Source organism: Pseudomonas sp. H9 (assembly GCF_004353925.1).
Taxonomy (GTDB): Bacteria; Pseudomonadota; Gammaproteobacteria; order Pseudomonadales; family Pseudomonadaceae; genus Aquipseudomonas.
The window spans coordinates 80,740-104,379 of sequence record NZ_SMOK01000039.1; the positions used below are offsets into that span (position 1 = coordinate 80,740).

Sequence of the window (23,640 nt, forward strand, 5' to 3'; positions counted from 1 at the left end):
GACAAAACATTATTGCTATGCAGGGATAATCAATGAGTAGCCGCTGGGAAGGTATCGACGAGTTTGTCGCGGTTGCCGAGTCGGGGCAGTTCACCGCTGCAGCTGAGCGTCTGGGCGTTTCGTCTTCCCACATCAGCCGTCAGATCGCCCGCCTGGAAGATCGCCTGCAAACGCGTTTGCTATACCGCAGCACGCGCAAAGTAACCTTGAGCGAGGCTGGGCAAACCTTCTTGCAACATTGTCAGCGCCTGCAAGATGGCCGCGAGGAGGCGTTACGCGCGATGAGCGACCTTACCAGCGAACCCAAAGGCTTGCTGCGCATGACCTGCGCGGTGGCCTACGGTGAGCGCTTTATCGTGCCGCTGGTCACACGGTTCATGGCGCTCTACCCGCATCTGCGGGTCGACATCGAACTGAGCAACCGTACTCTGGACCTGGTGCATGAAGGGATGGACCTGGCCATTCGCCTGGGCCGTCTTCAAGATTCGCGCCTGGTTGCGACGCGCCTGGCCCCACGGCGCATGTACTTATGTGCATCGCCAGCGTACCTGGAGCGCTACGGGCGGCCGCACAGCGTATCGGAACTGGTTCGTCACAATTGCCTGATCGGTAGTTCGGACATCTGGACATTGCAACAGGATGGCCGCGAACAAGGTATGCGGGTGCAGGGCAACTGGCGCTGTAACAGCGGCCAGGCGGTGCTGGATGCAGCATTGCAGGGGGTAGGCTTGTGTCAGCTGCCTGATTACTACGTGCTGGAGCACCTGAAAACCGGGGCTTTGGTTTCGTTGCTGGAGTCGCATCAGCCGCCTAATACAGCGGTGTGGGCGCTGTACCCGCAGCAGCGGCATTTGTCGCCGAAGGTGCGTAGGTTGGTAGACTACTTGCGCGAGGGGTTGGCGGGGCTGCCGGAATATCGCGGGGCAAGCCCGCTCCTACAGGGGTGAGGCAAATCGGTAGGAGCGGGCTTGCCCCGCGATTACCTACGCTGAGCCCAACGCTGGCGCAGCCATTCCAAATCTTCAGGCCGAGTGACCTTGATATTGTCGCTACGCCCTTCGATCAGACGCGGCGATTGCCCGGACCATTCGATGGCCGATGACTCATCGGTAATGGCTACATCGGCTACCAGGCTGTCGGCCAGCGCCCGATGCAACGCACCCAGGCGGAACATCTGCGGGGTGTAAGCCTGCCACACGGTGCTACGGTCAATGGTCTTGCGGACCCGGCCATCAGCGTTAGCACGCTTGAGCGTGTCGCGGGCCGGTACCGCCAGCAGACCGCCTACCGGATCGTCCGCAAGCTCGAACAGCAAACGGTCAAGGTCGCTGCGCGCCAGGTTCGGGCGAGCGGCATCATGCACCAGCACCCAGTCACTGTCGGCAGCACCTTGAGCATGCAGCAACAGCAAGGCGTTGAGCACCGAGTCTGCGCGCTCCTGGCCGCCGGCGGCGCGCTGAATGCGCGGGTCGCTGGCGCAGCGCAAACCTGGCCAGTAAGGATCGTCAGCAGCAACGCTGACCACCACCCCTTTGACACAGGGATGGTCGAGAAAACAGTCGAGGCTATGCTCGAGAATGGTCTGCCCGCCCAACTGCAGATACTGCTTGGGACGGTCGGCAGCCATGCGGGCACCAACGCCCGCGGCAGGAATCACGGCCCAGAAGGCCGGCAAGGTCTGGCTCATTGGGCAAGCTGGTAGAGGGTTTCCCCGTCTTTAACCATCCCCAATTCATGGCGAGCCCGTTCTTCGACGGTTTCCATACCTTTCTTCAACTCCAGTACTTCTGCATCAAGCACGCGATTACGCTCCAGCAAACGCTCGTTTTCAGCGTGCTGGTCGGCAATCTGTTGCTTGAGTTCGGCGACATGGGCCAGGCTGCCATTGCCTACCCACAAACGATACTGCAGGCCACCGAGCAGCAGGAGCAGAACGAGGAACAACCAATAGGGACTGCGCATCAGGGTATCCAGTGGAAAAAGACCGCCACCTCTGCAGGGCACTGATGGCACGAAGCCTGGCCGAAGCCAGGCTTTGTGTATTCAGACCTGCTGCAATGTTGTGCAGAACACTCAGTATGGTTGCTCTGCACACCTTGGCTGCTGTCTTTTTACCATCTCTTGCTTAGCCGCGAAACTCGGCACGACCACGGTACACAGCCTTGCTGCCCAGTTGCTCTTCGATACGCAGCAGCTGGTTGTACTTGGAAACGCGGTCGGAACGGCACAGCGAACCGGTTTTGATCTGACCTGCAGCGGTACCGACAGCCAGGTCGGCAATGGTCGAATCTTCGGTTTCACCCGAACGGTGCGAGATTACGGCGGTGTAACCGGCAGCCTTGGCCATCTGGATGGCTTCCAGGGTTTCGGTCAGCGAGCCGATCTGGTTGAACTTGATCAGGATCGAGTTACCGATACCTTTCTCGATGCCTTCCTTGAGGATCTTGGTGTTGGTCACGAACAGGTCGTCGCCGACCAGTTGCACCTTCTCGCCGATCTTGTCGGTGAGGATCTTCCAGCCAGCCCAGTCAGACTCATCCAGGCCGTCTTCGATCGAGATGATCGGGAAACGCTCGGTCAGGCCTTTCAGGTACTCGGCAAAACCTTCGGCATCGAACGACTTGCCTTCGCCAGACAGGTTGTACTTGCCGTCTTCGAAGAATTCGCTGGCCGCGCAGTCCAGGGCCAGGGTCACATCGGTACCCAGTTTGTAGCCAGCGTTGGCCACAGCCTCGGCGATGGCCGACAGTGCGTCTTCGTTGGAGGCCAGGTTAGGGGCGAAACCACCTTCGTCACCAACAGCGGTGTTCAGGCCACGGGCCTTCAGCACAGCTTTGAGGTGATGGAAAATTTCGGTGCCCATGCGCAGACCGTCGGAGAAGGTCTTGGCGCCAACCGGCTGAACCATGAACTCCTGGATATCGACGTTGTTATCAGCGTGCTCACCACCGTTGATGATGTTCATCATCGGAACCGGCATCGAGTACTGGCCCGGGGTGCCGTTCAGGTTGGCGATGTGTGCGTACAGCGGCAGGTCCTGGTCCTGTGCGGCAGCCTTGGCAGCAGCCAGGGACACAGCCAGGATGGCGTTGGCGCCCAGGTTGGCCTTGTTCTCGGTACCGTCCAGTTCGATCATGGCCTTGTCGAGGGCTTTCTGATCAACAGGGTCTTTGCCCAGCAGCAGGTCGCGGATCGGGCCGTTGATGTTGGCAACAGCTTTCAGTACGCCCTTACCCATGTAACGGCTCTTGTCGCCATCACGCAGCTCCAGCGCTTCGCGCGAGCCAGTGGAAGCACCGGACGGCGCGCATGCGCTACCGATGATGCCGTTGTCGAGCAGTACGTCCGCTTCTACGGTGGGGTTACCACGCGAATCGAGAACTTCACGACCTTTGATGTCGACGATTTTTGCCATTGTTGTAAGCACTCCAGAATTGACGAAAACAACGCAGCTGAAAAAAATCTTTGCCGTTCGCCTGGCTGTTGAAAACGGGCAGGCCTGACGAAAGCGAACCCCTGACCCATGGGTCAAGGGTTAAACGAGCGGTACTTTACCGGAGAAATGAGGATTACGCGGTTTCTACCGTCGGAAAACTCTTCACCAGATCGTCCAGTTGCTTGAGCTGGGCCAGGAATGGCTCCAGCTTGTCCAGGCGCAGAGCGCATGGACCGTCGCACTTGGCGTTGTCCGGGTCTGGGTGGGCTTCAAGGAAAAGCCCCGCCAGGCCTTGGCTCAAGCCGGCCTTGGCCAGGTCGGTAACCTGGGCACGGCGGCCACCTGCGGAGTCGGCGCGGCCACCCGGCATTTGCAGGGCATGGGTCACGTCGAAGAACACCGGGTATTGGAACTGCTTCATGATACCGAAGCCGAGCATGTCGACCACAAGGTTGTTGTAGCCAAAACTCGAGCCACGCTCACAGAGGATCAACTGCTCGTTACCGGCTTCTTCGCACTTGGTCAGGATGTGCTTCATTTCCTGAGGGGCGAGGAATTGGGCTTTCTTGATGTTGATTACCGCGCCGGTCTTGGCCATGGCCACCACCAGGTCGGTCTGACGCGACAAGAAGGCCGGCAACTGGATGATGTCACACACGTCCGCTACCGGTTGTGCCTGATGCGGTTCGTGAACATCGGTGATCACCGGCACATTGAACGTGCGCTTGATCTCTTCGAAGATCTTCATCCCCTCTTCCAGGCCTGGGCCACGGTAGGAGTTGATCGACGAACGGTTGGCCTTGTCGAAGCTGGCCTTGAACACGTAAGGGATACCGAGCTTCTCGGTAACCCGTACGTACTCCTCGCAGACCTTCATGGCCAGATCACGGGATTCCAGCACGTTCATGCCGCCGAACAGAACGAACGGCTTGTCGTTGGCGATCTCGATGTTACCGACGCGAATGATCTTCTGAGTCATGTATCAAGCCTTGTTCTTTTGAGCCAATGCTGCCTTGACGAAGCCGCTGAACAGCGGATGACCGTCACGCGGGGTCGAGGTGAACTCAGGGTGGAACTGGCACGCCACGAACCACGGGTGATCCTTCGACTCGACCACTTCAACCAGCGCACCGTCACCGGAACGGCCAGAAACGCGCAGGCCAGCTTCGACCAACTGTGGCAGCAACTTGTTGTTCACTTCGTAGCGATGGCGATGACGCTCGACGATTACATCCTTGGCGTAGCAGTCATGGACTTTGGAGCCGCTTTCCAGCTGGCACTCCTGAGCGCCCAGACGCATGGTGCCGCCCAGATCGGAAGCTTCGGTACGGGTTTCAACTGCACCAGTGGCGTCTTCCCACTCGGTGATCAAGCCGACAACCGGGTGACCGCTGTTGCGATCGAACTCGGTGGAGTTGGCATCTTTCCAACCCATGACGTTACGGGCGAATTCGATGACGGCAACTTGCATGCCCAGGCAGATACCCAAGTACGGGACCTTGTTCTCGCGAGCATATTGCACGGCCGTGATCTTGCCTTCGACACCGCGCAGGCCAAAGCCGCCCGGTACCAGAATGGCATCGGCACCTTCGAGCAGGCTGGTGCCCTGGTTCTCGATGTCTTCAGAGTCGATGTAACGCAGGTTGACCTTGGTACGGTTCTGGATACCGGCATGGCTCATCGCTTCGATCAGCGATTTGTAAGCGTCCAGCAGTTCCATGTACTTGCCAACCATGGCGATGGTCACTTCGTGCTCAGGGTTGAGCTTGGCATCAACGACCTTTTCCCACTCGGACAGGTCGGCGCCATTGCACTGCAGACCGAAGCGCTCGACAACGAAGTCGTCCAGGCCCTGGGCGTGCAGCACGGCAGGAATCTTGTAGATGGTGTCGACGTCTTCAAGCGAAATCACCGCACGCTCTTCAACGTTGGTGAACAGAGCGATCTTGCGACGCGAAGACACATCGACCGGGTGGTCGGAGCGGCAGATCAGTACATCAGGCTGCAGACCGATGGAACGCAGCTCTTTGACCGAGTGCTGGGTCGGCTTGGTCTTGGTTTCGCCTGCGGTAGCGATGTACGGCACCAGCGTCAGGTGCATGAGCATGGCGCGCTTGGAGCCTACTTCAACGCGCAACTGACGGATCGCTTCGAGGAACGGTTGCGACTCGATGTCACCTACAGTGCCGCCGATTTCCACCAGGGCCACGTCGGCATCGCCAGCACCCTTGATGATGCGGCGCTTGATCTCGTCGGTGATGTGCGGAATGACCTGGATGGTCGCACCCAGGTAGTCACCACGGCGCTCTTTGCGCAGCACGTGCTCGTAGATACGGCCGGTGGTGAAGTTGTTGTTCTGGGTCATGGTCGTGCGGATGAACCGCTCGTAGTGGCCCAGGTCCAGGTCGGTTTCGGCGCCGTCGTGGGTAACGAATACTTCACCGTGCTGGAACGGGCTCATGGTGCCCGGGTCGACGTTGATGTACGGGTCCAACTTGAGCATGGTGACCTTGAGCCCCCGCGCCTCCAGGATGGCCGCCAATGAAGCCGAGGCAATGCCTTTCCCCAATGAAGAAACAACACCGCCCGTGACGAATATGTAGCGCGTCATGTAAAACCCTAGAAGTCTGCGTTAAAGCGGTCTGCGCCGCCGGGGAAAGCGAAGGAAGGCCGAAGCCCCCGATCACCTGCGTCAATCACAGTGCTACTTAAAAAACTGCCGCGTCTGGACAGACCGGGGGTTATGGACCCGGTACGGAGCTCGCTACACATTTTTAGAATCGCCCAGCAAAAAACTGCTTGGTAATCGGCAACAGCTGTGATTTCGGGGAAGCCACAGAAGTTGTATCAAGAAGGGAGCGTAGTCTACCGGAATGTGCCTTTCATCTCAAACCTTGCGCGCTCGTCGGTACACACCAATGCAATTGCCACGCTCCCTGGCTCAGTTGCGGCAGGTTGGCCACTGCCACCAGCTGCTCGTCACAATAGAGCAACGGCAGGCGACCACGAACGAAGGCTGGCAACTGCAACTCGTTGAACAGACGCTTGAGGTCGCGCTGCCCTCTCCCGCTGACCGCCAGGGTTTCGCCCCCTTGGCGGTAGGCGATGCGTAACGCTCCCTGCGGCAACGTGCCGCTGAGACTGACACTGCCGTTATCACCCAGCGCCAATGGCACAGCCGGGTCAGGCCAGCACCGCTGAGGCGTTGGCGTCTTCAACCACGGCCCTGCCAACCACCAGATACGCGCATGACTGCGATGCAGCTCACCGTCAGTCAGGCGCCACAGTGGCCGCCCGTCGGATGCCGCATCACGCAGCGACTCCCAGCCCGCCCAGTGCCGGGCATCAGGCAAACGCGTGCGTTGCGCCAACCAGAACTGCAAGGCATTGCGCTGGCGGGGTGCTGAAAGCCGCTGCAGCACGCTCACATCCAGCGAATCCAGGCCAAGCCAGTCGAATGGGGCCGGGGTCGCAGCCTGGGCCAGGTCCTGTAACGCCAGCTCATCCAGCAAGCCTTGTGCCTCGCTCAAGTGCTCTGCACAGCGCGCCAGGTTCTGCGCTGCCTGCGGCCAGCGCTGAAGCAGCGTCGGGAACACCTGATGACGCAGGTAGTTACGAGAAAACTGCAGGTCGCTGTTGGAGGGATCTTCAACCCAGCTCAGCCCCTGTGCCCGGGCATAATCCTCCAAGTCATGGCGCGCCACACCAAGCAGTGGCCGAACCAGCACACCCTGGCCCAACGGGCGCTGCTCCGGCATTGCACCCAAACCACGCAAACCGGTACCCCGCAACAGACGAAACAACAAGGTTTCGGCTTGATCTTCGCGGTGCTGCCCGGTCAACAGCACTTCACTCGGGCGTAGAGCCTGGGCAAAAGCCGCATAACGTGCATCGCGGGCGCCTTGCTCAAGGCTCGCGCCCGGACTGACGGTGACATGGATGATCCGTAGTTCGACGCCCAAGTCATCGCACAGCCGTTGGCAATGGGCCGGCCAGGCATCAGCCGCAGCCTGCAGGCCGTGATGGATGTGGATCACGCGCAGAGGAGGAAGCGACTGCTGACGAGACAGGCTGACCAACAGATGCAGAAGAACAGTGGAGTCGAGGCCGCCAGAGAGGGCGACGCACCAGGCGGGGGCGTTAAGCCAAGGGGAGAGTGTGTTCTTGAGATCGATCATCGGTTTTGAACCGATCGCGGGGCAAGCCCGCTCCCACAGCATGATGTGAGAGCGGGCTTGCCCCGCGATGACCTCAGATCAGAGCCCGTAGCTCATCAGGCGGTCATAACGGCGCTTGAGCAACGCGTCGTTGTCGAACTTCTTGAGCATGTCCAGCTGTTCGATCAGGTCGCTGCGGATGGAGGCCGACATTTTTGCCGGATCGCGGTGGGCACCACCCAGCGGCTCAGCGATGACCTTGTCAACGATACCCAGGCCTTTGAGGCGCTCGGCGGTAATGCCCATGGCTTCAGCAGCGTCTGCTGCCTTGTCGGCAGTCTTCCACAGAATCGAAGCGCAGCCTTCTGGCGAAATTACCGAGTAGGTGGAGTACTGCAGCATGTTCAACTGATCGCACACGCCAATGGCCAATGCACCACCGGAACCACCCTCACCGATAACGGTTGCGATGATCGGGGTTTTCAGGCGTGCCATGACCCGCAGGTTCCAGGCAATTGCCTCACTCTGGTTGCGCTCTTCCGCATCGATGCCCGGGTAGGCACCCGGCGTGTCGATGAAAGTGAGGATAGGCATTTTGAAGCGTTCGGCCATTTCCATCAGGCGGCACGCCTTGCGGTAGCCTTCCGGACGCGGCATACCGAAGTTGCGGCGCACTTTCTCACGCACTTCACGGCCTTTCTGGTGACCAATCACCATTACTGGCTTTTCGTCCAGGCGGGCGATACCACCAACAATGGCGGCGTCATCAGCGAAGTGGCGATCACCGTGCAGTTCATCGAACTCAGTGAAGATGTGGCTGATGTAATCCAGGGTGTAGGGACGACGCGGGTGCCGCGCCAGTCGCGCGATCTGCCAGCTGGTCAGGTTGCCGAAAATGCTTTCGGTCAGAGTGCTGCTCTTGTCTTGCAGACGGGCGATTTCATCGCCGATGTTCAGCGAGTTGTCATTGCCAACCAGGCGCAGCTCTTCGATCTTGGCTTGCAGGTCAGCAATCGGCTGTTCGAAATCCAGAAAATTCGGGTTCATAGGCATCCGTCTTGGGTCTACGGCCAGGCGGCCGGCCGGTTGATCCGTTTGGCGCCCTACCTTAAGGGATCAGGCGCATTCAGGTCGAGATTAAAAATTCATCGATATTGCAAAAAGACGTTCTCACGCCCGAACTGGTCACGCAGTGCCTGAATCAGACCATCTGCCGGGTCGATTCGCCAGCTTTCACCGAACTGCAGCATGGCCTTGGCATCGCTGCCGGTGTATTCCATCGTGACCGGGCAGGCGCCACGATGCTGCTGCAGCAACCCGCTCAACCAATTAAGGCGATCGCCCTTAAGGGCGTCGCAGTGGACTTTCAGGCGCAGGCTCTCGGCCAGGTTGGTACGCGCATCCTCCATGCTCATGACCCGCTTGACCCGCAGGCGCAGGCCGCCGGAGAAGTCATCATTGCTGACCTCGCCTTCGACCACCACCATTGCGTCGGTCTGCAGCAACGCCTGGGCCGCCATGAAAGAATCGGCGAACAGCGAGGCCTCGATACGCCCAGATCGGTCATCCAGGGTGACAAAGCCCATCTTGTCGCCCTTTTTGTTCTTCATCACCCGCAGGGCAATGATCATACCGGCCACCGTCTGCGTATCGCGAGCCGGCTTCAGGTCGATGATCCGTTGCCGGGCAAAACGACGTATTTCACCTTCATATTCGTCAATCGGGTGACCGGTCAGGTACAGGCCCAGGGTGTCTTTTTCGCCGCGCAAACGTTCCTTGAGAGTCAGCTCGCGGGCCTTGCGGTGGTTGGCGTAGACATCAGCATCGGCTTCGACGAACAGCCCACCGAACAGGTCGGCATGACCGCTGTCGGCAGTGCGTGCGGTTTGCTCGGCGGCCTTGATCGCTTCTTCCATGGCCGACAGCAACACGGCGCGGTTGCGGTCGATATTGGCCTGATAGGCCTTGAGCTCATCATGGAAAAACGGCCCCAGGCGGTCGAGGGCGCCACTGCGCACCAGGGCGTCGAGGGTACGCTTGTTGATGCGCTTGAGGTCGACGCGCTCGCAGAAGTCGAACAGGTCTTTGAACGGACCGCCTTGCCGCGCTTCGACAATGGCCTCTACCGGCCCCTCGCCCACACCTTTGATCGCCCCCAGGCCATAGACGATACGACCGTCATCATTGACCGTGAACTTGAAGTCGGAGGTGTTCACATCCGGCGCATCGAGGCGCAGCTTCATGCTGCGCACTTCCTCGATCAGGGTGACGACCTTGTCGGTGTTGTGCATATCCGCCGACAACACCGCCGCCATGAACGGCGCCGGGTAGTGGGTTTTCAGCCAGGCGGTCTGGTACGACACCAGGCCGTAGGCAGCGGAGTGGGATTTGTTGAAGCCGTAGCCGGCAAATTTCTCTACCAGATCGAAGATGTTACCTGCCAGATCGGCATCGATTCCGTTACTGGCACAACCTTCAATAAAGCCACCGCGCTGCTTGGCCATTTCCTCGGGTTTTTTCTTACCCATGGCTCGTCGCAGCATGTCCGCACCACCCAGGGTGTAACCGGCCATCACCTGGGCGATCTGCATCACCTGCTCCTGATACAGGATGATGCCGTAGGTAGGTGCCAGTACCGGTTGCAAGCCCTCGTACTGGTAATCGGGGTGCGGATAGGCCAGTTCGGCGCGCCCGTGCTTACGGTTGATGAAGTCGTCCACCATGCCCGATTGCAACGGGCCGGGGCGGAACAGCGCCACCAGTGCGATGAGGTCTTCCAGGCAGTCAGGCTTGAGCTTTTTGATCAGCTCCTTCATACCCCGCGATTCAAGCTGGAATACTGCGGTGGTTTCGGCCTTTTGCAGCAGCTCGTAGGTTTTCCGGTCATCGAGTGGGATGAAATCGATGTTCAGGTCATCCAGGCCCTGCTTGGCCTGCTCGCGGTTGATGGTTTCCATCGCCCATTTGATGATGGTCAAAGTCCGCAAGCCCAGGAAGTCGAACTTCACCAGGCCCGCCGCTTCAACGTCATCCTTGTCGAACTGGGTGACCAAGCCGCCGCCCTCTTCATCGCAGGCAATCGGCGAGAAGTCCGTCAGTTTGGTCGGTGCGATAACCACACCGCCGGCGTGCTTACCGGTACCCCGACAGACACCCTCAAGCTTGAGGGCCATGTCCCAGATTTCCTTGGCATCCTCATCGGTCTTGAGGAAGTCGCGCAGAACCTCTTCCTGCTCGTAAGCCTTTTCCAGGGTCATGCCGACTTCGAACGGAATCATCTTCGACAGGCGATCCGCCAGGCCGTAAGACTTGCCTTGTACCCGCGCAACGTCACGCACCACCGCCTTAGCGGCCATGGTACCGAAGGTGATGATCTGACTTACCGCATTGCGGCCATAGGCATCGGCCACATACTCGATAACCCGGTCACGGCCGTCCATGCAGAAGTCGACGTCGAAGTCGGGCATGGAAACCCGCTCCGGGTTCAGGAAGCGTTCGAACAGCAGGTCATAGGCCAGCGGGTCGAGGTCGGTAATCTTCAGTACGTAAGCGACCAGCGAGCCCGCACCCGAACCCCGGCCAGGACCCACCGGTACGCCGTTATTCTTGGCCCACTTGATGAAGTCCATAACGATCAGGAAGTAACCGGGGAACCCCATCTGGATAATGATATCCAGCTCGAACTTCAAACGATCGAGGTAGACCTGCCGCTTTTCTTCGTAGTTGGGCGTGGTGTCTTTCGGCCACAGTACCGCCAGGCGCTCTTCCAGCCCCTCGTGGGAGACATGCCGGAGGTAGTCGTCGATACCCATGCCGTTGGGCGTCGGGAAGTCAGGCAGGAAGTGCTTGCCCAGCTGCACCTGGATATTGCAACGCTTGGCAATTTCCACGGTATTGGCAATCGCATCAGGCAGATCGCTGAACAGCTCGGCCATCTCTTCCGGGCTCTTCAGGTATTGCTGGTCGCTGTAGTTGCGCGAGCGACGTGGGTCGTCCAGCGCACGGCCTTCGCCGATACACACACGGGTTTCATGGGCATCGAAGTCGGACTGCTTGATGAACCGTACATCGTTGGTCGCCACCAATGGCGCGTTGAACTTGTCGGCCAACGCCACGGCGGCATGCAGATACTCTTCGTCACCCGCACGGTTGGTGCGCTGCACTTCGACGTAGAAACGTTCCGGGAACATCGCCATCCAATCTTGCAGCAAGGCTTCGGCTTCCTCCGGGTTGCCATTGAGCAACGCCATGCCGATATCGCCCTCTTTGGCTGCCGACAGGGCAATCAGCCCCTCACTGGCTGCCGGGATCCAGTCGCGCTCAATGATCACCAGGCCGTTGCGCTGACCTTCAACCCAACCACGAGAAATCAACTCGGTGAGGTTGCGGTAACCCTTGGCATCCATGGCCAGAAAGCAGATGCGAGAAAGCGGCGCGTCAGGGTCGGCATTGGCCAGCCACAGGTCGGCACCACAGATCGGCTTGATGCCCGAACCCATGGCGTTCTTATAGAACTTGACCAGCGAGCACATGTTGCTCTGGTCTGTCACCGCTACGGCGGGCATGTTCATCGAGGCCAATGCCTTGGCCAGCGGCTTGATCCGCACCAGGCCATCGACCAGCGAGAATTCGGTGTGCAGGCGAAGATGAACGAAAGAAGCCGACATGGTGATCCTATAGCAGCACAAAACAACAAGGCCCGGATTGTACCGGGCCTTGATCAAAACATCAGCCAGCGCGGGGCATTCCCGGCGGCTGAAAGTTGTCCGGGTTCATCAGCGCTCAGCGAAACCGGTATTGAGTACACCCCGGGCTTCAAGCGCGGCGCGTACGGGCGCAAAAGAGCGTCGATGGATCGGCGTAGGCCCAAGGCGCGCCAACGCCTCCAGGTGCACCGGGGTCGGATACCCCTTGTGCCCACCAATGCCATAACCCGGATAGATCAGCTCGAACGCGGCCATTTCCCGGTCACGGGTAACTTTGGCGAGGATCGAAGCAGCAGCAATCGCCGGCACCTGGCTATCACCCTTGACCACCGGCGCTGCAGGCACCGACAACTTCGGGCAGCGATTACCGTCGATCAGTGCCAGTTTCGGCGTAACGCTCAACCCTTCGACCGCACGTTGCATGGCCAGCATGGTGGCGTGCAAGATGTTGAGCTCGTCGATTTCCTCGACTTCAGCCCGGGCAATGCAGAAGCTCAGGGCTTTCTCGCAAATTTCATCAAACAGCTTTTCACGGCGCGCCTCGGTGAGCTTCTTCGAATCGTTGAGCCCGAGAATCGGTCGCTGAGGGTCAAGAATGACCGCCGCTGTTACCACTGCGCCACACAACGGCCCACGGCCGACTTCATCGACGCCGGCCACCAGGTCTTCGACCAGGGTGAAGTCCAGTCCCATTTGCATCTATCGGCTTTCCAGCAGGGCCAGCACCGCGTCAGCCGCCTGATTGGAGGCATCGCGGCGCAGGGTACGGTGAATCTGGTCAAAGCCTTCGGTCTGCTTCACACCGCCTTCCACCAGCGGCGCAAGGGCCTGAGCCAGGGCTTCTGGTGTCGCCGCGTCCTGCAGCAGTTCAGGCACCAGCATGCGCTGCGCCAACAAGTTAGGCAGGGAAACGTAAGGGCTTTTGACCAGACGTTTGAGAATCCAGTAGGTCAGTGGTGCCAAACGGTAGGCGACGACCATCGGTCGCTTGAACAGCAGTGCTTCCAGTGTCGCGGTGCCCGAGGCGATCAACACTGCATCACAAGCTGCCAGCGCTTGGTGAGAGCGACCGTCGAGCAGGGTCAAGGGCAGGTCACGCCCCTCCAGCATCTGCTCCAACTGAGCACGGCGCTCGGCATTGGCACAAGGGGAGACAAAGCGCACACCCGGTACCATCTCGCGCAAGCGCTGCGCGGTGTCGAGGAACAGCGCTCCCAGGCGCCCCACTTCACCGCCACGACTACCAGGCATCAAGGCGACCAGCGGCCCATCGGCAAGCCCCAGCTGTTCGCGTGCGGCCTGGCGATCGGCCTCAAGCGGAATACTGTCAGCCAATGGATGGCCAACGAAACGCACGGGGACGCCTTTTTCTTCATAGAACTTTGCTTCAAAGGGAAGCAGCGTGAGCATCAAGTCGCAGCCTTCGCGAATTTTCAGCACACGCTTCTGCCGCCAGGCCCAGACCGAGGGGCTGACATAGTGCACGGTCTTGATGCCGACCTTGCGCAGGTTCAGTTCGATGTTGAGGGTAAAGTCAGGTGCGTCGATACCGATGAACACATCGGGGCGCTCTTCGATCAAGGTCTGGATTAACAGCTTGCGTCGTTTGAGTAGCTCACGCAGGCGACCCAGCACCTCGACCAGCCCCATGACGGCCAATCGCTCCATCGGAAAGTACGACACCAGGCCCTCAGCCTGCATCAACGGACCGCCAACTCCGATAAAACGCACCTGAGGGTGACGTACCTTGAGGGCACGCATCAGCCCGGCACCAAGAATATCGCCGCTGGCTTCACCCGCCACCAGCGCTACGCAGTATTCAGCCATGGTCAGCGCGTGATGCCGCGGGTGGAGTTCTGGATCGACTTGAGGAACACGTCGACTTCAGGGAACTGCGAAGCAGGCTCTGCCAGTTCGGCAATCGCCTGTTCGACGGTCAGCCCCTGGCGGTACACCACTTTGTAGGCGCGACGCAGGGCGTGAATGGCGTCTTCACTGAAACCACGACGACGCATGCCTTCGAAGTTCATGCTCCGGGCCTCGGCAGGGTTACCGAACACCGTTACATACGCTGGCACATCCTTGCCGATGGCGGTGCCCATGCCGGAAAAACTGTGGGCGCCTATGTGGCAGAACTGATGCACCAAGGTGAATCCAGAGAGAATTGCCCAGTCATCAACATGAACGTGCCCGGCCAACGCAGTATTGTTGACCAGAATGCAGTGATTGCCGATGACGCTGTCGTGACCGATATGCGCATAGGCCATGATCAGGTTGTGATCGCCCAACGTGGTTTCCGCGCGATCTTGCACGGTACCGCGGTGGATGGTGACGCCTTCACGGATGACATTGTGGTCACCGATGACCAGACGTGTTGGCTCACCCTTGTACTTGAGGTCAGGGGTGTCTTCACCCACCGAGGAAAACTGGTAGATGCGGTTGTGTCGACCGATGCGGGTCGGGCCCTTGAGGATCACATGCGGACCAATGACGGTCCCCTCCCCAATCTCGACGTCCGGGCCGACGATAGACCAAGGGCCGACTTCGACGCCGTCGGCAATCTTTGCCGACGGATCGATGATTGCCCGAGGGTCAATCAAACTCATAGCTTACGTTCCGCGCAGATGATCTCAGCCGAGCATACCGGCTTGCCATCGACCGAGGCCTGGCATTCGAACTTCCAGATCTGGCGTTTGCAACTGATGAACTTGGCCTCGAGGATCAGTTGATCACCCGGCAGTACTGGCTGACGGAAACGCAGTTTGTCGGAGCCCACGAAGTAGTACAGGGTACCGTCCGCCGGTTTCACGTCGAGCATCTTGAAGCCGAGAATACCGGCCGCTTGGGCCATGGCTTCGATGATCAGCACACCGGGCATGATTGGGTGCGCCGGGAAGTGACCATTGAAGAAAGGTTCGTTGATGCTGACATTCTTGTAGGCACGAATGCGCTGGGCCTCGACGTCCAGGTCCACCACCCGGTCCACTAACAGGAACGGGTAACGGTGAGGCAGGTATTCGCGAATCTCGTTGATGTCCATCATTTCGGGGGGAAGCCTGTAGTAAAGATAGGGAGCGCCCGCGCTTGCCAGGCGCTCCTTTTGCAAATCAAAGAGTCAGCCTGCGGCTATTCACTCTCGATCAGGAAATGGTATCAGCCTTCTGATGAAGTCTGGCTGCCTGAGGTCACGACCTCTATACGCTTTTCCAACTGTTGAAGGCGTTTCGCCATTTCGTCTAGCTGACGTATCCGTGCGGCACTTTTGCGCCATTCGCCCAGCGGCTGCATTGCCGTTCCGGAAGAGTAAGCCCCAGGCTCAGTGATCGAGCGCGTGACCATGGTCATACCTGAAACGAAAACACCGTCGCAGACATCGATATGTCCCACCATGCCGACACCGCCAGCGATGGTGCAATGTTTGCCAATCTTGGTACTGCCGGAAATGCCGACACAAGCCGCCATTGCCGTGTGATCGCCGATCTGAACGTTATGCGCGATCTGGATCTGGTTGTCGAGCTTGACGCCATTGCCGATCCGGGTGTCCGCGAGGGCGCCACGGTCGACCGCAGTGTTCACACCGATCTCGACATCGTCACCGATGCTGACACCGCCGATCTGGGCGATTTTCTGCCAGACACCCTTCTCGTTGGCAAAGCCGAAGCCTTCACCACCGATCACAGCGCCCGACTGAATGACCACGCGCTTACCGATACGCACGTCGTGGTACAGAGTGACCCGCGGGGCCAGCCAGCCACCTTCACCGATCACGCAACGAGCGCCGATGAAGCATTGCGCACCGATGGTAACGCCCGGGCCGATCTGGGCACCACTTTCAATCACTGCACCTGCACCCACGCTGGCACTGGCATCCACCTGGGCATCGTCGGCAACCACGGCGCTGGGATGAATTCCCGCTACAGCCTTAGGCTTTGGATCGAACAAGTGGGAGATGCGTGCGTAGGCGAGATACGGATCGGGGACGATCAGCGCATTACCGGCGAAACCTTCAGCATCGGCAGCCTTGAGCAGCACGGCGGCGGCATGGCTGTCACCGAGGTACTTGCGGTACTGCGGATTGGCGAGAAAGCTTAATTGCCCTGGCCCAGCTTCCTGAAGGGTAGCCAGGCCAGTGATTTCCAGCTCCTCGGGGCCACTCAGGGTGGCGCCGAGGAACTCGGCCAGCTGGCCGAGTTTCATGGTCACAGTCATGCTCAACGGGACTGGTTCATGCGTTCGATGACCTGACGAGTGATGTCGTACTGAGGTTTGACATCAATCACCGCACCGCGCTCGAGCACCAGGTCGAAGCCGCCCTTCTTGATTACTTCTTCAACGGCGCCATCCAGCTTCGGCTTCAACTGCTTGAGCATCTCACGGTCTGCAACGGCCTTGGACTCGTTCAGCTCCTTGGACTGGAACTGGAAGTCACGGGCTTTCTGCTTGTATTCAAGCTCAAGACGCTCGCGCTCTGGCTGGGCCATCTTGTCGCCACCGGCACGGATTCGGTCGGCAATACCTTTGGCGCTGCTTTCCAGGTTCTTCAGCTTGGTCAGCTGTGGGCCGAACTTTTTCTCGGCATCAACAGCGTATTTCTTCGCCGCGTCCGACTCCAGCAGCGCCATCTGATAGTTCAGGACGGCAATTTTCATTTCGGCGAAAGCCGGGGTTGCAACCAGGGTCGCAGCCAGTACTGCCAGTTGGGTCAACTTACGCACGATGCACTCCTACAGAATCCGATGTCGTTAGCAGAGGGCAGACCTTAGAAGGTCTGGCCCAGAGAGAATTGGAACACCTGGGTATCGGCTTCGTCCGGCTTCTTCACTGGCATTGCCAGGCTGAAGCTCAACGGACCCAGCGCGGTGATCCAGGTCACACCCAGACCGACGGAGCTGGCCAGGCCCGACAGGCCGACCTTCTCGCAATCCGGCTGGGAGCCGCAGTTGGTATCGAATACGTTACCCACATCCCAGAATACCGAGGTGCGCAGCGAGCGTTGGTCCTTGACGAATGGCAGCGGGAACAACAGCTCTACACCACCCTGAACGAGGACGTTACCACCGAACGGCAGTGGATCCTGATCCGGGTCGGCGATGGTGCCTGGGTTGTGACCATCACTCGGGGTACTGCGCGGACCCAGGCTGCTGTCCTTGAAGCCACGAACCGAGTTGAAACCACCAGCATAGTAGTTCTCGTAGAACGGCAGGCCCGAAGTACCGCCGAAACCATCACCATAGCCCAGTTCGGTGTGCAGACGCAGGGTGTAGTCGTTGGTAATTGGCTTGAACAGCTGGCCACGGTAGTCGAGCTTGAAGAACGACAGGTCGCTGCCCGGCGTGGTTGCCTCGAGCACCAGGCTCTGAGAGTGACCACGGGTAGCCAGAACGCCCTTGTTCAGGGTCGACTCGGACCAACCGGCCGAAGCCTTGAAGTTCAGGTACTTGTCGCCTTCTTCGTTAACGAAGTCGAAGATCTCGTCAACGGTGTACTTACCGGTCTTGATCTCGTCCTGCTGCACAGTCAGGCCGAAGGTCAGACGCGAGGTTTCGCTGATTGGGTAACCAACGCTGACACCTGCACCCAGGCTGTCGACCGCATAGCTGGCAACGTCAACGTCGAGATCGTCGTAGTCAGTGGTGCGGTAGAAGGCGTTGTAGCCCAGGCTGACGCCGTCGGCAGTCCAGTAGGGGTCAACAAAACCGAAGTTGTAGCGGCTCTGATATTCACTGCGAGTCAGGCCGATGGACACCTTGTTACCGGTGCCGAGGAAGTTGGTCTGGCTGATCGAACCACCAAGGATCAAACCGGCGCTCTGGGCGAAACCGACGCTGGCGGTGATCGAACCGGACGCTTGTTCTTCAACGCTGTAGTTAACATCGACCTGGTCATCGGTACCCGGTACGGCCGGAGTCTCGACGTTGACTTCCTTGAAGAAGCCCAGACGCTCCAGACGGGTCTTGGACTGGTCGATCAGGTAGGTCGAAGCCCAGCCGCCTTCCATCTGGCGCATTTCACGACGCAGCACTTCGTCTTCAGACTTGGTGTTGCCACGGAAGTTGATACGGTTGACGTAGGCACGCTTGCCCGGATCGACCACGAAAGTGATGTCGACAGTGTGGTCTTCGTCGTTTGGTTGTGGCACGCCGTTGACGTTGGCGAAGGTATAGCCTTCGTTACCCAGACGGCGGGTGATCAGTTCGGACGTGGTGGTCATCACTTTGCGCGAGAACACCTGACCTGGCTGCACCAGCATCAGCGACTTGACCTGCTCTTCCGGCACCTTGAGGTCACCGGACAGTTTCACGTCACGAACGGTGTACTTCTCACCTTCGTTGACGTTGACAGTGATATAGACGTGCTTCTTGTCTGGCGTGATCGATACCTGGGTGGACGCGATGTCCATGTTGATATAGCCACGGTCCAGGTAGTAAGAGCGCAGGCGCTCCAGGTCGCCGGAGAGTTTCTCACGGGCGTACTTGTCGTCGTTACGGAAGAACGACAGCCAGTTGGTGGTCTTGAGCTCGAACAGGTTGACCAGGTCTTCCTCAGGGAAGACGGTATTGCCCACCACGTTGATGTGCTGGATAGCAGCAACGGTGCCTTCGTTGATCTTGATCTTCAGACCAACGCGGTTACGTGGCTGCGGGACGACTTCAGTATCGACCTCTGCCGAGTAACGGCCCTGGGCAACGTACTGGCGCTGCAGTTCGTTACGTACACCTTCGAGGGTGGCGCGCTGGAAGATCTCGCCTTCGGCCAGGCCGGACTGTTTCAGACCTTTCATCAGGTCTTCAGTACTGATGGCCTTGTTACCTTCGATCTCGATGCTGGACACCGAAGGGCGCTCGACTACGGTAATGATCAGGACATTGCCGTCACGACCCAGTTGGATGTCCTGGAAGAAACCGGTCTTGAACAGTGCGCGCGTGGATTCCACCAGGCGACGGTCATCGGCCTCATCGCCGACGTTCAATGGCAAAGCACCGAAAACGCTGCCCGCGGAAACCCGCTGCAGACCATTGACGCGAATATCGGAGATGGTGAAGGACTCGGCGTGAACTTCAGCGATCATCAGTACGGCGAGAACCGCAGTTAGCAGCAGACGTTTCATGAAGTCCTTTCTTATTCCAACTGGCAATAAACGACCCGCCGCAATACGCGGCAGGTTCGCAATTGAGCGAAGCTTTACAGTCGACCCAAATCGTTTATCAGGGCAAGCAACATCACCCCGACTACCAAACTGATACCGATCTGGATCCCCCAACCTTGCACCCGATCAGAAAGCGGACGACCACGCGCCCATTCGATCAGGTAGAACAGCAAATGCCCCCCATCCAGCACTGGAATGGGCAGCAAGTTAAGAACCCCCAGGCTAATGCTCAGGTAGGCGAGGAAATTAAGGAAATCACCAACGCCTGACTGGGCTGAAGCGCCCGCCACTTTAGCAATGGTTATCGGTCCGCTCAAGTTTTTTACCGAGAGCTCGCCGAACAGCATTTTCTTCAACGATTCGAGGGTCAGGATGCTCATGTTCCAGGTGCGCGAAAGCCCCTCTCCCACGGCCTCCAACGGCCCATAGCTGACTTCGCGAAGCATGGCATCCGGCCACTTGACTGGCTTTACGCCAGCCCCTAGATAACCACTGAGCGACTTGCCTTCACCCCGACTGGCAAGGGTAACCGGCACATCCAAGGTGGCGCCATTACGTTCGACCTGCAGCAGGATTTTGCTGCCCGCACGCCCACGCACGGTGTCCACGACCTGCTGCCAGTCATTGAGGGCTTTGCCATCAATACTCAGCAAACGGTCGCCCGTTTGCAGGCCCGCCGCTTTAGCAGGCCCTTTAGGATCCAGCTCGGCCAACACCGGTGGCAACGCCGGACGCCACAGACGCAAACCAAGGGAACGAATCGGATCTGGCTCGTCCGCCCCCTTGAGCCAGTTATCCAGGGTGAGCACATGGGCACTGTCGACTGTCGCACCGTCTTCGCGCACATTGATGTGCAACTGACCGCTTTCACCCAGGCGACGTATCAACTGCAGGTTAACGGCCGACCAACCCGTGGTGGCCTTGCCATCAATAGAAACAATTTCCTGGCCAGCTTTAAGGCCCGCAGCCTCGGCAATGCTGCCCGCTTCGACCCCGCCAATGACCGGGCGCTCCTGCTGAGTGCCGAGCATTGCCAACACCCAGAAAAACAGAATGGCCAGCAGGAAGTTGGCCACAGGCCCTGCGGCAACAATAGCGATACGCTGACGAACCGACTTGCGGTTGAACGACTGCTCGATCTGGTCGGGCGGCACTTCCCCCTCGCGCTCGTCCAGCATTTTGACGTAACCACCCAGCGGGATGGCAGCCACTACAAACTCAGTGCCATGGCGGTCGTGCCAACGCAATAACGGCATGCCGAAACCGACGGAGAAACGCAGCACCTTGACGCCACACCGCCGCGCCACCCAGAAGTGACCGAACTCGTGAAAGGTGACCAGTACCCCCAATGCCACCAGGGTGCCGATAATCATGTAGAGCGCACTCATATCTTTCTCCGAATGACGTTCAGCCCAGCCAGGCCAACTGCCTCAGCACCCGTGACGGCTCAACCACTGCCCGGCCAGTTGTCGGGCGCGCTGATCGGCGGCGAACACTGCATCGAGCGTTGGCACCGCGACGACCGGCTCTTGGTCAAGTACTTGTTCGATCATACTCGCGATCTGCGGGAAACGAATGCGCCGCTGGAGAAATGCCTCCACGGCAACCTCGTTAGCCGCGTTAAGCATCGCCGGCGCGCTGTTGCCAGCCTCGGCCGCCTGACGTGCCAGACGCAAGCACGGAAACCGCTGTTCATCGGGCGCCTGGAAATCCAGACGAGCGACCGCGAACAGATCGAGCGGCGCGACACCCGAGTCAATTCGCTGCGGCCAGGCCAGCGCATTGGCAATCGGCGTACGCATATCGGGGTTACCCAGCTGTGCCAACACCGAGCCATCGACATAGTCGACCAAGGAGTGAATCACACTCTGCGGATGCACGACCACTTCAACCTGACTCGGCCGCGCATCGAACAGCCAGCACGCCTCGATCAGCTCCAGCCCCTTGTTCATCATGCTGGCCGAGTCGACCGAGATCTTGCGCCCCATCGACCAATTGGGATGAGCACAGGCCTGCTCAGGGCTGACTTCGGCAAGCTCCGCCAGCGGCGTTTCACGAAACGGCCCACCGGAAGCAGTAAGCAGGATACGCCGCACGCCCACGTGAGACAGGCCACGGGCATAGTCGCCAGGCAGGCACTGGAAAATCGCATTGTGCTCGCTGTCGATCGGCAACAGCACTGCACCACTGCGTTGTACGGCCTGCATGAACAGGGCACCGGACATGACCAGCGCCTCTTTGTTGGCCAACAGCACCTTTTTACCCGCTTCGACCGCTGCCAGGGTAGGACGCAACCCCGCCGCACCGACAATCGCCGCCATTACGGCGTCGACTTCAGGACTCGACGCCACTTGGCACAAGCCCGCCTCACCCTCCAGCACTTCGGTGCGCGAGCCTGCTGCTGCCAGCTGTTCACGCAACTGCTGCGCTGCCTCGGCAGACGGCACCACCGCAAACGCTGGCGCATGACGCAGACACAGCGCCAGCAGTTCCTGCAAGCGCGAGTACCCGCTCAAGGCGAACACCTCATAGCGCTCGGGATGACGGGCAATTACATCCAGCGTGCTCAGGCCGATGGAGCCTGTGGCACCCAATACGGTAATACGTTGCACGCTGTTCACATTGCGCCCCAGTTGGCTGCCCAGAGCAGCACCGCAAACAGCGGGATAGCCGCAGTCAGGCTGTCGATGCGATCCAGAACACCGCCATGGCCGGGCAACAGATTGCTGCTGTCCTTGATGCCGGAGCGACGCTTGAACATGCTTTCGGTCAAATCACCCACCACCGAAACCAGCACCACGACAGCAGCACCCAGCAGCCCCAGCAGCAGCTCGCTGAAACTCCAGCCGCGATTGATCCCGACGACCAGCGTGATGGCCAGACTCAGCGCCAGGCCTCCGTAGACACCTTCCCAGCTCTTGCCAGGGCTGACCTGGGGGGCCAGCTTGCGCTTGCCAAAGGCACGCCCGGAAAAATAGGCGCCGATGTCCGCACCCCAGACCAGCACCATGACAGCCATGATCAGCCAGTTACCCAAGGGCCAGTGCTTGAGCAGCACCAAGCCCTGCCAGGCAGGCAGCAGGATCAGCAAGCCAATCAGCAACCGACAGGCGACACTGGACCAGAGTTCGCTGGTGCGTGGGTACGTCAACACCAGCCAGGTCGCGGCGCCCCACCACAACACCGAAGCCCCTAGCACCCAGGGCGCCAGGTCCGGCATGAGATAGAGCAGCATCAGCAAGCCGGCCACCACAGCGGCATAGGCCACGCGTACAACTTGCGCAACCAGCCCTGCCAGACGCGCCCACTCCCACGCACCCAGGGTTACCACCAGACCGATGAACAGGGCAAAATCGCCGCCATCGAGCAGGAAGAAGCCACCCAGAGCGATCGGCAGCAGGATCAGCGCAGTGATGATGCGTTGTTTAAGCATTAAGCACGGGCTCCAGCTTCGACCTGCTCGCTGGTTTTTCCGAAACGGCGCTGGCGCGAAGCGTAATCGGCCAGCGCAGTGCGCATGGCCTCGTGTTTGAAGTCCGGCCAGTACAGGTCGGAGAAGTACAGTTCGGCGTAGGCCAGCTGCCACAACAGGAAGTTACTGATGCGATGCTCGCCGCCAGTACGGATGCACAAGTCGGGCAGCGGCAGATCCCCTGTTGCCAGGCAGGTTTGCAGGAGTTCGGGGGTAATGTCGTCCGGACGCAGGTGCCCGGCCTGAACCTCGCGCGCCAGGCGCTGCGCGGCCTGGGCAATATCCCACTGACCGCCGTAGTTGGCGGCGATCTGCAGAATGAAGCGATTATTGCCAGCGGTCAGCGCTTCGGCTTCACGCATGGCGGCCTGCAGCTCGGGGTGAAAGCGCGAACGATCACCGATAATGCGCAGGCTGATGTTGTTGTCGTTGAGGCGCTTGGCTTCTCGGCGCAAGGCCGAGAAGAACAGCTCCATCAACGCACCGACCTCATCGGCCGGTCGCTGCCAGTTTTCACTGGAGAAGGCGAACAGGGTCAATACCTCGACCTTGGCCTCGGCGCACACTTCAATGACTGCGCGCACCGCGTCGACGCCTGCCTTGTGCCCGGCAACACCCGGCAGCAGACGCTTCTTCGCCCAGCGATTATTCCCATCCATGATGATCGCGACATGGCGCGGCACCGATGAGGACACACCCTGTTTGCTCTTTTCCATGAAAAA

Annotated in this window: 20 protein-coding genes; 1 reads left to right on the top strand and 19 read right to left on the bottom strand. The window is 59.4% G+C overall.

Annotated features, from left to right (window positions below):
- Positions 1 to 32: 32 nt before the first annotated feature.
- A complete protein-coding gene (locus E1573_RS23290; RefSeq protein WP_133216895.1) occupies positions 33 to 947 on the top strand; it encodes a LysR substrate-binding domain-containing protein in 915 nt (304 codons plus the stop codon).
- Between the two features lie 32 nt (positions 948 to 979).
- Here E1573_RS23290 and ispD read toward each other — a convergent pair whose 3' ends face one another.
- The 19 genes from ispD to uppS form a co-directional block, all read right to left on the bottom strand.
- Entirely contained in the window at positions 980 to 1,687 is a 708-nt protein-coding gene (ispD, locus tag E1573_RS23295) for a 2-C-methyl-D-erythritol 4-phosphate cytidylyltransferase (protein ID WP_133216896.1), read from the bottom strand.
- Positions 1,684 to 1,962, bottom strand: coding sequence for a cell division protein FtsB (ftsB, locus tag E1573_RS23300; RefSeq protein ID WP_133216897.1), 279 nt, complete (start codon positions 1,960 to 1,962; stop codon positions 1,684 to 1,686). The genes ispD and ftsB overlap by 4 nt, the downstream gene beginning before the upstream one ends.
- 163 nt (positions 1,963 to 2,125) lie before the next feature.
- A complete protein-coding gene (gene eno / locus E1573_RS23305; RefSeq protein ID WP_133216898.1) occupies positions 2,126 to 3,415 on the bottom strand; it encodes a phosphopyruvate hydratase in 1,290 nt (429 codons plus the stop codon).
- A 154-nt stretch (positions 3,416 to 3,569) separates the two neighbouring features.
- Positions 3,570 to 4,415, bottom strand: coding sequence for a 3-deoxy-8-phosphooctulonate synthase (gene kdsA / locus E1573_RS23310; RefSeq protein ID WP_133216899.1), 846 nt, complete (start codon positions 4,413 to 4,415; stop codon positions 3,570 to 3,572).
- A 3-nt stretch (positions 4,416 to 4,418) separates the two neighbouring features.
- Positions 4,419 to 6,047, bottom strand: coding sequence for a CTP synthase (locus tag E1573_RS23315; protein ID WP_133216900.1), 1,629 nt, complete (start codon positions 6,045 to 6,047; stop codon positions 4,419 to 4,421).
- Positions 6,048 to 6,318: 271 nt separating this feature from the next.
- Positions 6,319 to 7,614: a tRNA lysidine(34) synthetase TilS gene (gene tilS / locus E1573_RS23320; RefSeq protein WP_133216901.1), complete on the bottom strand. Its 1,296-nt coding sequence runs from the start codon at positions 7,612 to 7,614 to the stop codon at positions 6,319 to 6,321.
- Positions 7,615 to 7,692: 78 nt separating this feature from the next.
- Positions 7,693 to 8,640 carry an acetyl-CoA carboxylase carboxyltransferase subunit alpha gene (locus E1573_RS23325; RefSeq protein ID WP_133216902.1) on the bottom strand — a complete coding sequence of 316 codons (948 nt, stop codon included), beginning with the start codon at positions 8,638 to 8,640 and terminating at the stop codon, positions 7,693 to 7,695.
- 98 nt (positions 8,641 to 8,738) lie between these two features.
- Positions 8,739 to 12,260 carry a DNA polymerase III subunit alpha gene (dnaE, locus tag E1573_RS23330; protein ID WP_133216903.1) on the bottom strand — a complete coding sequence of 1,174 codons (3,522 nt, stop codon included), beginning with the start codon at positions 12,258 to 12,260 and terminating at the stop codon, positions 8,739 to 8,741.
- Between the two features lie 108 nt (positions 12,261 to 12,368).
- The gene (rnhB, locus tag E1573_RS23335; RefSeq protein WP_133216904.1) at positions 12,369 to 12,998 is read right to left on the bottom strand and encodes a ribonuclease HII; all 630 of its coding nucleotides are present in this window, start codon (positions 12,996 to 12,998) and stop codon (positions 12,369 to 12,371) included.
- A complete protein-coding gene (lpxB, locus tag E1573_RS23340; protein ID WP_133216905.1) occupies positions 12,999 to 14,126 on the bottom strand; it encodes a lipid-A-disaccharide synthase in 1,128 nt (375 codons plus the stop codon).
- 2 nt (positions 14,127 to 14,128) lie between these two features.
- A complete protein-coding gene (gene lpxA, locus E1573_RS23345; protein ID WP_133216906.1) occupies positions 14,129 to 14,905 on the bottom strand; it encodes an acyl-ACP--UDP-N-acetylglucosamine O-acyltransferase in 777 nt (258 codons plus the stop codon).
- A complete protein-coding gene (fabZ, locus tag E1573_RS23350) occupies positions 14,902 to 15,342 on the bottom strand; it encodes a 3-hydroxyacyl-ACP dehydratase FabZ (protein WP_038613986.1) in 441 nt (146 codons plus the stop codon). The genes lpxA and fabZ overlap by 4 nt, the downstream gene beginning before the upstream one ends.
- A 110-nt stretch (positions 15,343 to 15,452) precedes the next feature.
- Entirely contained in the window at positions 15,453 to 16,508 is a 1,056-nt protein-coding gene (gene lpxD / locus E1573_RS23355; RefSeq protein ID WP_133216907.1) for a UDP-3-O-(3-hydroxymyristoyl)glucosamine N-acyltransferase, read from the bottom strand.
- Between the two features lie 2 nt (positions 16,509 to 16,510).
- Positions 16,511 to 17,014, bottom strand: a complete 504-nt coding sequence (locus tag E1573_RS23360; protein ID WP_133216908.1) for an OmpH family outer membrane protein — start codon at positions 17,012 to 17,014, stop codon at positions 16,511 to 16,513.
- Positions 17,015 to 17,058: 44 nt separating this feature from the next.
- Positions 17,059 to 19,407: an outer membrane protein assembly factor BamA gene (bamA, locus tag E1573_RS23365; protein ID WP_133216909.1), complete on the bottom strand. Its 2,349-nt coding sequence runs from the start codon at positions 19,405 to 19,407 to the stop codon at positions 17,059 to 17,061.
- A 74-nt stretch (positions 19,408 to 19,481) separates the two neighbouring features.
- A complete protein-coding gene (gene rseP, locus E1573_RS23370; protein WP_133216910.1) occupies positions 19,482 to 20,834 on the bottom strand; it encodes an RIP metalloprotease RseP in 1,353 nt (450 codons plus the stop codon).
- Between the two features lie 42 nt (positions 20,835 to 20,876).
- Positions 20,877 to 22,067, bottom strand: coding sequence for a 1-deoxy-D-xylulose-5-phosphate reductoisomerase (gene ispC, locus E1573_RS23375; RefSeq protein ID WP_133216911.1), 1,191 nt, complete (start codon positions 22,065 to 22,067; stop codon positions 20,877 to 20,879).
- Positions 22,064 to 22,879 carry a phosphatidate cytidylyltransferase gene (locus E1573_RS23380; RefSeq protein ID WP_133216912.1) on the bottom strand — a complete coding sequence of 272 codons (816 nt, stop codon included), beginning with the start codon at positions 22,877 to 22,879 and terminating at the stop codon, positions 22,064 to 22,066. Before E1573_RS23380 ends, ispC begins: the two co-directional genes overlap by 4 nt.
- Positions 22,879 to 23,634: a polyprenyl diphosphate synthase gene (gene uppS / locus E1573_RS23385; RefSeq protein WP_133216913.1), complete on the bottom strand. Its 756-nt coding sequence runs from the start codon at positions 23,632 to 23,634 to the stop codon at positions 22,879 to 22,881. Before uppS ends, E1573_RS23380 begins: the two co-directional genes overlap by 1 nt.
- Between the last annotated feature and the right edge of the window lie 6 nt (positions 23,635 to 23,640).